This is a genomic window from Peribacillus sp., assembly GCF_059453735.1.
This window is the reverse complement of the sequence record NZ_JAZVJO010000279.1, coordinates 1-10,867: the sequence shown is the minus strand read 5'-3', so window position 1 is coordinate 10,867 and position 10,867 is coordinate 1. Positions and strand designations below refer to the sequence as shown.

The following is a 10,867-nucleotide window of genomic DNA, read 5'->3' as shown; positions in this document are numbered from 1 at the left end:
GCACTCGCTTTCCGCGGGCGGTCGGTGAGCCTCCTCGGCTTTCGCCTGCGGGGTCTCACCTAGACACGCTTTTCCCGCAGGAGTCTCGTACCTTCCGTTCCAATCAACTTTGTTTTACCTTTTAGATATCCTCGAGTCACTTTGTTTAAAAATAGAAGGATTACAACTTAGGTGATGAGGATGCTTTCTAAACACGATTCTATTCAGCGAGACCCATTTGAATTGTTATATTACATCAAGTGGTGCCACCTAACCATTTGGTTCGCAAAATGAAGGCGGCCATTGACTTCACTTTCATTTATGACTTGGTGAAGGATATGTATTCAGAGGTAGACGCCAAAGTATTTCTATAGGGAATCGGAATTTTTAATTCCAATCTCCTTTTGTCTACAAACTGAAAGACAGTCTCTGCTGTCTTTTTACCTGTTCATGAAACTTTGTGAAATATGGTGTAGCAAAAAAAATAGCCGAGAGTCATAACACTTGCAATGGCCAATGTTACACTTAATTCTTCCATCTTATTTCCTCCATCCTTAGATCCTATTACTACTAAAATACCATATAGACTGAATAAGCTGAGTACATATTTTTTACTATTTATTGACAGGCAAGTGACATAATCATGAACACAGATACACTAATCAAGACGTTGACATGAACCCTGTAATATAGTAAGATTCAAAAAAATAGAATACTCTGAATTTCTTATCCAGAGAGGTCGAGGGAATGGCCCTGTGACACCTCAGCAACCATCAATGCAAATTGAAAAGGTGCTAACTCCAGCAAGCTGTATGGCTTGGCAGATAAGAAGATGACCTATAAAAAAGTCTTCTTCTTAGAGGACTTTTTTTGTTTGCCTCTTTTTGAGTCGATCATACTTTTTATCTGGGCGTCGTACAGCGGCCTAAACAGAATTTTCCCCAATATAAAAAGGAGGTTCGACCATGACAAAACAGTCTTTTCGTTTTGAAACACAATTACTTCACAATCGGCATAAAATTGACCCTGAAACAGGAGCTGTTAATGTACCTATTCATCTTTCTTCTACCTTTCATCAGTTTGCGATTGATCAGTTTGGCAAGTACGACTATAGTCGCAGTGGGAATCCTACCCGTGAAGCATTAGAAGATATTATCGCTGACCTTGAAGAAGGAACAAATGGATTTGCCTTTGCCTCTGGCATGGCTGCCATTTCCACAGCTTTTCTTCTGCTGTCTGCCGGTGACCACGTTATTGTTTCTGAGGATGTTTATGGAGGAACATACCGGATGGTTACAAGCGTCTTAACACGTTTTAATATCGAGCATACCTTTGTAGACATGACAAATATCGCCGCGGTTGAAGCAGCGATACAATCCAATACAAAAGCTATTTATATTGAAACACCATCTAATCCACTGCTTAAAGTGACCGATATAAAAGCACTCAGCACACTTGCAAAGCAAATTGGAGCGTTAACCTACGTGGATAATACATTCTTAACTCCTGCCCTTCAAAAACCGTTAACACTGGGAGCAGATATCGTCCTCCATAGTGCCACAAAGTTCTTATCCGGCCACAGTGACGCAGTTGCCGGTCTGGCTGTCGTCAAAGATGCCAAACTTGCGGAGCAGCTTGGATTTTTGCAAAACTCTTTTGGTGCAGTCCTAGGTGTTCAAGATGCATGGCTGGTTATGCGGGGGATTAAAACTTTGCATGTCAGGATTCAACATTCTCAGCAATCTGCTCAACAACTTGCGGAATGGTTAGAAGCACACCATCTTGTTAAAACCGTCCATTATCCAGGTCTCGTCAATCATCCAGATTATCGATTGCAGCATGAACAAGCTTCAGGAGCCGGTGCTGTCCTTTCTTTCGAACTTGTGCATGAAGAACTACTCGGTTCCTTTGTGGAATCTGTAAAGCTCCCTGTATTCGCTGTTAGTTTAGGTGCAGTAGAATCGATTCTGTCCTATCCCGCAAAAATGTCTCACGCCGCTATTCCAAAAGATGAGAGGGAAAAGCGTGGAATAACCGATTCTCTGCTCCGTCTATCCGTTGGCCTTGAAAGCCCAGATGATTTAATTCAAGACTTTTCTCAGGCATTTGAAGCCTGTAAGCTCCAAATTAGTACCGGTGCATCAGTGTAGAGATAATACAAAGCAAACACCCCCTCTATCTAAGAGGGGGTGTTCATTATCCAGCGAGGCCTTTATTCTTACCTTTCTGTAATTCATACATCTGATAATATTTGCCTTTTAACGCGATTAATTCATCATGGCTTCCCTTTACAACAATTCTGCCTTTATCAAGAACGAGAATTTGATCAGCATTTTTAATGGTTGAAAGTCGGTGGGCAATGATAAAGGTCGTACGTCCTTTTTTCAATACATCCATACCTTGCTGGATAATGGCTTCGGTTTCAGTATCAATACTCGCTGTTGCTTCATCAAGAATCAGTATCGCTGGATCAAAAGCTAAAGCTCTTGCAAAGGATATGAGCTGACGCTGTCCAGAGGAGAGCGTGCTTCCTTTTTCAACAACTGGTTCATCTAGACCGAGTGGTAAATGATTTAGTACTGTGTCGCCCCCTACCTCTCGTAATGCCTTTTCAATGGTTTCTTTGGAAATGTTCTCATTTCCTAGATTGATATTCGACGCAATCGTACCTGTAAATAAATAGGGGTCCTGAAGAACAATTCCCATATGCTCACGCAGTGTTTGATGAGGTATGTCTGTGATATCACGGCCATCAATTGTAATCGTGCCTTTACTAGGGTCATAAAAACGAAACAGCAGATTCATAATCGAGCTCTTTCCTGATCCCGTATGACCAACCAGTGCCACCGTTTCTCCTTGCTTCGCTGTAAAAGAAATGTTTTGCAAGACATACTCGTCTTCCTTATAGGCAAAGGAAACGTCCTTAAATTCAACATCACCCTGATATCGATTAATTTTCCCATCACTTACCCTTATCCCCTGCTCATCTAAAAGACTGAAAGCACGTTCTCCCGCCACGAGAGCCTGTTCAAGATTTGCAAACTGATTAACAATCCCTTGGACGGGTTGAAGCAGCCGATTTATAAGGTTAACGATCGCATAGAGCATACCGAGAGAAACAGCTGAAGAAGCAGTTAATGACTGTCCTCCAAAATACCAAATGAAGGCTACCAGTGCTATATTTCGTAATACACTAACCAGATTATGACCTGTCAGTGAATTCAAATTCAGCATCTTATTTTGATACGTAAAATGCTCATGATTCATTTTTTCAAAAGACTTTTCCGTGTCTTTTTCACGACTAAAAGCCTGAATAATACTCATTCCAGATATCGATTCATTAATCATTCCATTGATATCACTAATTCTCGCGCGAATAATTTGATTATATTTTGAAGCAAATTTCCGGTAAACATATGTCCACACTACTAAAATTGGAATAACCAATAAAGCAATCAGCGCAATAACTGGTTCTAAAATGTAGAGAGCAATAAATACACCAATAATATTGATTGTCCCTGAAAAGAAATTGGCTAGTACGGTGACATATAATTCACGAATAGCCTCTGTATCATTCGTAATACGTGCAACAACTTTCCCAGCTGGTAAATTATCAAAATAGCGAATTGGCAATCTTGAGATATGAGTGAAAATATCATTTCTCATCCGTTGTATAATTCGATTGGCAGCCTTTTGCAAGTAATAGCTTTGTCCGTACTGAAATATAGAGGATATTATAACCAATCCTAGATAAAAAGCTAAAAGCAGAGCTATCCGCGAAATTTCCGGCTGATAAAAGGCCATTAACTCTCGTTTAGAGAGAACTTGTGCCTCATACTCTGTTGTTTCATTGTTCTTGGTCACCCTAAGTGTTGAATCAGTAAGTGTTCTTTTTCCTTCAAACGGAACCAACTCCTCAACAAAGACAAACTTTGTACCCGTTTGAAGGATCCTTACTTCCTGCCCTTTTTGTTCATTGTCAGAAAAGTAACTGCCTCGCTTATACCAGGTATCCTGATAGGAGACGGCATCTTTGCTTTTAGCTGTTTCATACCAGGGTGATTCAATTCCTAAAACATGAGAATCAATCACCTTTTTCGCTACAAACGGTCCAGCTAAATCGGCTGCAACCGATATGGATAACATGATAAGCGCGGCAATGATTATTTTTTTATACAAACAGGCATATTGATAGAGCTTTTTAACTACTTTCATGCACTTACCTCCGCTCCATCTTCCACTTGCTGTCGTTCATATTGTTCCCAATACCAGCCCTGCAGCTTGAGCAGATCTTCATGCGTTCCTTCTTCAATGATTTTCCCTTGATCGAGGACAATAATCCACTCAGCGTGCTGTACGCTTGAAAGTCGATGTGTTGTAATAATGGTCGTTTTTCCTGCTCGTTCCTTTTGGATATTGGTTATAATGGTCGTTTCTGTCTTGGCATCAACCGCTGAAAGCGAATCATCAAGAATCAGTATCTCCGGGTCTTTAATGAGTGCACGTGCGATTGATATCCGCTGCTTCTGGCCGCCGGATAACGCCACACCCTTTTCTCCGACCATCGTTTCCAGACGCTCTGGGAGCATCTCTAAATCCTTTTCAAAATCGGCTAAACGAATTGCCTCGGCCAGTTCCGCCTCTGTAGCATCCATTTTTCCAAATAAGATGTTATCCTTTACTGATTTTGAAAATAAAAAATGATCTTGAGGGACGTAGCCAATCCAGTTTCGGACATCTTCTATTAAATGTTTCTCAAGGGGGATGTCTCCGATAGACACTATTCCCTTTCCTAACGGATATTCACGTAATAGCTGCTTCACAAATGTTGTCTTCCCGCTGCCAGTTTTTCCGACGATACCAAGTGTATGTCCACGGTTAACGGCGACTGAAATATTATCTAAATTCGTTACTTTAGAAGATGGGTAGGTAAATTCAACCGAATCAAAACTAATTTCCTCTGGCCGATTCACCGTTTCAGTGTTATCTTCATTTTTCACATCTTGATGGGCAGACATAGTGGTTTGAACGCGATCTAAGGATGCATTTCCTCTTTGCAGCACATTAATCAGCTCACCCATGGCTATCATCGGCCAGATCAACATGCCGAGATAAACATTAAAGGAAACCAAGCTCCCTAAAGTAATCGATTGTTGAAAGACCATATAGGCGCCATAACCAAGTCCAATTAAATAACTGATTCCAACCAAAATAGAAATGGTCGGATCAAATAACGAGTCAATCTTAGCGACTTCTAGATTTTTTTGATATACATCCTCAGTCATATCATCAAAGCGCTGCTCATCTTCACGTTCTTGAACATAAGCCCGAATGACCCGGACACCTGCAACAGATTCAAGCACTTTATCATTTAAATCACCGAACGCATTTTGTGCATCGGTAAATCGTCGGTGAATTTTATTACCAAAAACCTGAATCATTACGGCCATAATAGGCAAGGGCAGCACAGCTGCAAGGGTTAGCGTCCAACTAATGGTTGATCCCATCACAAGCAGAATCGTTGCTGTAAATAGAACAGAATCCGCTAACGTCAAAATTCCAAATCCGGCAGTTATTGAAATTGCCTTTAAATCATTTGTCGCCCTTGCCATTAAGTCACCAGTTCGATTTCGTTCATAAAACGTTGGTGTCATTTTTAACAAATGGCCCATAAATCCACTTCTTAGCTTGCGCTCAACTAAAAAGGCTCCACCAAATAACAAGTAACTCCATATATAACTAAAAAGATAACTAGCCGTCCCCACTAACGCTAAATAGAGGATATACCGCCCAATCCCATTCGTAGTCAACGTACCTTGGTTAATCTCATCTATGGCCATTCCGACAAGCTTTGGCGGAATAATCTCCATCACGTTCACTAAGCATAAAAATAGTATCGCAATACTGTACCGCTTCCATTCTTCTTTAAAAAACCAGGACAGCTTTTTGAATATCGAAAACATGCATTCTCCTCCTTCAGTCTAAATGATGTACTAGCCGCTTTCTGGATCTCCTGTGTTCAACAGCATGATCTTTGTCCTTTTAATCATCTCTCATTCCTCCTGTGTATTGTTTATCTATAGAACAGATGCTTTTAGCATCGTACTCCCTCTCCAAAAAACAAAAAAAGCCTTCGCAGCACACGAAAGCTTTTTTGGAATGCACAAACATGCAAACAGATAAAAAGCGCACGCCGCGGAATGCAGCCTGCGCTTATGTGAACATAACTAAATTCTGTCTAAGACAGATATAAAGCTGGATTCAGGCAGGCTATATTATGAAGATAAATGACATTTGGATTACTCCTCTTCATGTAAGTCATAATCTTCGCCTCCCTTCTTTTATTGGTTAAAGTTTCCTTTTTTAATAGTAATCTGACTAAAGAATTTTGTCAATTACAAATTTTTATATTTTTCAAATAGTTTAGCTCGTATATGTATTCTTCATTTTGGTCAGACTGTTTGCTAAAAAGGCAGTGATAGAATGCGTACAATCGTATTATTGAACAGGCAGTCTGGCGATAAAGATTATCATTTATTGATACAAAAAATAGTGTTAGACAAGTATCTCAATGACCAGCCGCATACCCTTGTCCAATTAAACAGATTTCAAGTAGAGTCATTTTATACGATTCCTCATGCTTTATTGTATGATTTGCAGAAGATAAAGCACGAGCCGCTTGACTGCTTACTTATTTATTCAACGGAAAGTATCCAACGATTTGTATCCATCTACCCTGAAAAATGGCTGATGATCTGTAAATATTTTTATGATATCAAAACGATTATCGGCCCTCAATTCCATACTGCTTCAAAAGCTTGGAGGCAAAGTCTTTAAGCTTTTTTTGACATGATCGAATAGTCGTTCTTCCCAATGGGTAAACACAGATAAAAAGATAAAAGCAGGTGCAGCTATGAATCTATTACATTGGTCCTATATGAAACGCCATCAAGTGAAGGCTTTATATGATGCATTTCCAAATTCACCGGTCATCTTCAGAAAAATTAAAAGCTATTATTTTATTTATTACGTGCAATGGTCCCCGTTCGATCAACCCGTACATACCCCCGATCTTGAAGCAATGGAACTGCTTCTCAACCGAGAGTTTAATCACGAGGAAAATTATCGCGGTCGAAAGAATGAGCTGAATGACTATTCTTCATAAATCATTTTACGAGTCATTCCCCCGTCGATGATCAGATTTATCCCTGTTACAAAGTCATTTTCCTCTGCTGTTAGATACAAACAAGCCCGAGCTATATCTTGGGGACGGCCTACTCGTCTTGAAAAATGCTGAAGATGATCTTCTGTTCTTAACCGCGCATAGTCACCTGTTTCAATCCAGCCTGGAGAAATGGCATTCACCGTAATTCGTTCTTGACTAAGTGAAGCGGCGAGAGCATGCGTCAATGCAACAATTCCGCCTTTACTGGCAGCATACGCTTCAGAGTTAGGTTCAGACATCATCGCTCGTGTTGAGGCAAGATTAATAATGGCACCTCCTGCCTCATTTTTCTTCATATATTTTGCTGCCTCTTTCGTACAGAGAAAGACACTACGTAAATTCGTATTTAGTAGATCATCCCACTCTTCTATTTCTAATTCATGAAGAGGGGTGAATTTTGCTTTCCCGGCATTATTAATTAAAATATCTATCGTCCCAAATGCTAGAGCAACTTTCTCCATCAGCTGTTGAATGTCTTTATTCTTTCTAACGTCTGTTTTAATAAATACAGCCTTCCAGCCTTTTTCTTGTAAACTAGCAGCTGCATCAGCTCCTGCTGTCTCATCTAGATCAGCCAGTACAACCGATGCCCCTTTTTCTGCAAAACCAACAGCCACCCCTCGGCCAATTCCATTAGACCCACCCGTTACGATAACGGTTTTATTAGAATAATCCATATTCGTACCCCTTTCTGTAGTTATCCCTGGTCTTAATTATTCTCTAGAATGCTTTAAAAGAGAAAACATAGTAACATCATAGAAGTGTCCATTTTGAAGCATGTAATCCTTTAAGATGCCCTCCTCTGCAAATCCGATACTCTTCAACAGCTGTCTTGATGCCCTATTATCCAAATAAACTATGGCACCAATACGATTTAAATCCATCTCACTAAACCCATACGACAACACACGTTGAATCGCTTCCGTTGTATATCCTTTCCGCCAATAACTAGGGTGAAGATCATAGCCGATTTCAGCACGTTTATTTTTCGGCACCCAATTATTAAATCCAATTGTACCTATTAGTTCATTGTCTTCTTTTTTGACAATTCCCCATCGTATCCCCTGATTCTTTTGATAACTTTGCGTAAATTTCGTAATAAGCTGTTTTGCTTGAATAACATTTTCCATCGGTTCCATTCCATAAAAACGGGTGACATCCGAATTAGAGAAGATTGAAAAAACGCTCTCTATATCCTCATTCCCTATTTCTCTTAGTATCAATCGGCTAGTCTCAAGCTTCGGAAACATTTACTTTCCCCCTATATTTTTATCTCTCTTATCTATTCGATTTAACTACTTCTATTCCTTTAAAATCGTAAAAAAGCAGCCCTCTCATCTGGAGGACTGCCAGTTAATATTAATGCCTTTATACTAATTTCTCGATATCAGCTTCCATGTCAAAGGGTTCATCCGCTGGTTCAAACCGTTTAACAATTTCCCCTTCCCTATTAATCAAGAATTTAGTAAAGTTCCATTTAATAGAATCCCCTCCCAATAGTTCAGGGTGCTCTGTCTCAATCATTGCTTTCAAGAGTCTGCTGCCTGAATTATTCTTAAAGCCTTGGAAGGGTGCTGCTTTTATTAAGTATTGAAAAAGCGGGTGCGCCTGATCTCCACGAACATCGACCTTCCTAAATAAAGGAAACGAAACACCATAGTTTATCTGGCAGAATGCCTGTACGTCCTCATTACTATCTGCCTCTTGCTCTCCGAATTGATTACATGGAAAACCTAAAATAATTAATCCCTTATCTTGATAGCGTTCATATAATTTTTGCAAATCTTCATATTGTGGGGTAAATCCGCACTTGCTTGCTGTATTAACAACAATAATTGCTTTACCTTTATATTGTTCAAGAGAAACTTCCTGTCCATTCATCTTTTGTGCAGAATAATTAAAGACACTCATCCTATATCCTCCAAGAAATCCATGTGACTATTTCCTAAGCGAAAAGTCCTATTTAATCATATACATATTTACTATAATTAGCCATCCTAAAACTCTCTCTCATCCAGTTAAAAGACTTACAAAACAACGACTTCTTTCTTCTTAGCTAAGTGTTCTTGATTTATAAATTTCGGCAAAATTATCATATAGAAGAAACCTACAAGTACAAGACAACTGCCTACGATCAAATACAACATTTCAATCGTTACAATGCTAGGATAAAAAACAGCAATTAGGAATAGTGTCAGTGATTGCGAGAGCATCATCACCGGATTAATACATCCCTGAACCCTGCCCATCATCTTCGGATCCACAATGCTTGGAAGCCACCCACCTAACGAGACGTTGACCAATGGCAGGGATAAGGCTACGATTCCTAACCCGCACATATATAGAATGGTCGAATTAACCATGGCTCCAAAGATAGTGGCTGTACCAGAAATCAACAAGCCAATAGTCAGCATATGGTGTAGTTTTAATTTTTTTGCCAATATGGAAGCAATAATACTTCCTATTAAAACACCCATTCCGAAAATAACACCTAATATAACCGCGTATTTTTCATAATCTGATGGTTCGAGCTTATATTTTAAAATAAACACCTGCATGACCGAAAAACCGCCGTTGACAATTCCAAAAAGGACAAACCCAGAGATTAACGTAAGCAACAGTTTATTTCGAATTAGATAGAGAAACCCTGAAGAGAAATCCTTTAAAACTAAAGATACATTCAAATCTTTAAGAGTATGTCTGCCATTTGGAAGTCGTATTTCTTCGGTAAATTGAGTCGATTTAATTAAAAATCCGCTAATAATAAAACAAACCATATCAATGGCAATCGCCCCTTCAATGCCAAACGTCCAATAACAGAACACACCCATCCCGCTTCCAAATAACATAAATAAACTGGAGACCATTTGATTTAACCCAGCAGCTGTGGTGTAGTCATCGCTAGATAGAATGCCTTGCACAAGAGCAGCCTCGGCCGGGAAGAAAAAATTACGAATGGCACTTCGGATAAATAGCAGCCCAAAGATCAACGGCATAATGTCGATCGATAATAGCAAAAGAAATATCAGCGAGAGTCCCGCACATATCCAATCACAGTAAAGGGCAATCTTCCTTCGGTCCAGTCTGTCAGCAAACACCCCCACCAAAAAGAAAACGGCCAGCGTGGGTAAAGAAAACATTAATTCCGTAACTGTCGCATACGCTGGCTGACTAGAAAAACGATCAAGCAGATAGAAGGTAAAAGCGGTGAGTCCTATGGTGCCTCCCATTTGTGATGTAAACGTAGCAAAAAACAATTTTGTGTAATTTGAATTACGAAAAATCCCGATAATATTGTTCATTTAATTCCCTCATTCTGTTTTTCTTTTAATACTACCTGGGAATTTTTAGATAAAAAACCGTCTTCTGTACATTTTTCAATCAGACTTTAGACGGACGGAAGTTCATACTTTGTACACTAACAGACACACTTCTCCATCATCCAGTTGTATTTTTTAGTACCTGTCCTCTTATATTCCATTTTTATATGTATATCAAAATAATATTTACCAGAATCAAATAATAGGTTTCAAATAGAATTGGACGGGTAAATATCTATCATAAGCAAACATAACAAATAAAAACGACTATTCAACTTACACCTCGATGAAATCATACAATTAACTGGTCTATTACTTATAAAGGAGTATCGAACTATGAATC

The 10,867-nt window shown here is 39.4% G+C and carries 9 protein-coding genes, 1 pseudogene and 1 riboswitch; of the genes and pseudogenes, 4 read left to right on the top strand and 6 right to left on the bottom strand.

Annotated features, from left to right (window positions below):
• Nucleotides 1–180: 180 nt before the first annotated feature.
• Together AC52RT_RS09015 and metC are read left to right on the top strand one after the other, a co-directional pair.
• Nucleotides 181–329: pseudogene (locus AC52RT_RS09015) on the top strand (IS5/IS1182 family transposase); the annotation flags it as partial.
• Between the two features lie 373 nt (nucleotides 330–702).
• A riboswitch (SAM riboswitch) is annotated at nucleotides 703–810 on the top strand.
• 134 nt (nucleotides 811–944) lie between these two features.
• Nucleotides 945–2,129 carry a cystathionine beta-lyase gene (gene metC / locus AC52RT_RS09010; protein ID WP_495540428.1) on the top strand — a complete coding sequence of 395 codons (1,185 nt, stop codon included), beginning with the start codon at nucleotides 945–947 and terminating at the stop codon, nucleotides 2,127–2,129.
• Between the two features lie 46 nt (nucleotides 2,130–2,175).
• Here metC and AC52RT_RS09005 read toward each other — a convergent pair whose 3' ends face one another.
• Together AC52RT_RS09005 and AC52RT_RS09000 are read right to left on the bottom strand one after the other, a co-directional pair.
• Nucleotides 2,176–4,194, bottom strand: a complete 2,019-nt coding sequence (locus AC52RT_RS09005; RefSeq protein ID WP_495540427.1) for an ABC transporter ATP-binding protein — start codon at nucleotides 4,192–4,194, stop codon at nucleotides 2,176–2,178.
• Entirely contained in the window at nucleotides 4,191–5,942 is a 1,752-nt protein-coding gene (locus tag AC52RT_RS09000; protein WP_495540426.1) for an ABC transporter ATP-binding protein, read from the bottom strand. The genes AC52RT_RS09005 and AC52RT_RS09000 overlap by 4 nt, the downstream gene beginning before the upstream one ends.
• Before the next feature lie 520 nt (nucleotides 5,943–6,462).
• Here AC52RT_RS09000 and AC52RT_RS08995 point away from each other — a divergent pair.
• Complete coding sequence (locus tag AC52RT_RS08995; RefSeq protein ID WP_495540425.1) at nucleotides 6,463–6,816, top strand: hypothetical protein; 354 nt, start codon at nucleotides 6,463–6,465, stop codon at nucleotides 6,814–6,816.
• Nucleotides 6,817–6,892: 76 nt separating this feature from the next.
• Nucleotides 6,893–7,144, top strand: a complete 252-nt coding sequence (locus AC52RT_RS08990) for a protein YuzH (RefSeq protein ID WP_495540424.1) — start codon at nucleotides 6,893–6,895, stop codon at nucleotides 7,142–7,144.
• Here the strand turns inward: AC52RT_RS08990 and AC52RT_RS08985 are convergent.
• The 4 genes from AC52RT_RS08985 to AC52RT_RS08970 form a co-directional block, all read right to left on the bottom strand.
• The gene (locus AC52RT_RS08985; RefSeq protein ID WP_495540423.1) at nucleotides 7,132–7,881 is read right to left on the bottom strand and encodes an SDR family NAD(P)-dependent oxidoreductase; all 750 of its coding nucleotides are present in this window, start codon (nucleotides 7,879–7,881) and stop codon (nucleotides 7,132–7,134) included. The two genes, AC52RT_RS08990 and AC52RT_RS08985, sit on opposite strands and share 13 nt — an antisense overlap.
• Before the next feature lie 36 nt (nucleotides 7,882–7,917).
• Nucleotides 7,918–8,454 carry a GNAT family N-acetyltransferase gene (locus AC52RT_RS08980; RefSeq protein ID WP_495540422.1) on the bottom strand — a complete coding sequence of 179 codons (537 nt, stop codon included), beginning with the start codon at nucleotides 8,452–8,454 and terminating at the stop codon, nucleotides 7,918–7,920.
• Nucleotides 8,455–8,572: 118 nt separating this feature from the next.
• Entirely contained in the window at nucleotides 8,573–9,115 is a 543-nt protein-coding gene (locus tag AC52RT_RS08975; protein ID WP_495540421.1) for a glutathione peroxidase, read from the bottom strand.
• Between the two features lie 116 nt (nucleotides 9,116–9,231).
• Nucleotides 9,232–10,506, bottom strand: a complete 1,275-nt coding sequence (locus AC52RT_RS08970) for an MFS transporter (protein WP_495540420.1) — start codon at nucleotides 10,504–10,506, stop codon at nucleotides 9,232–9,234.
• Nucleotides 10,507–10,867 lie beyond the last annotated feature (361 nt).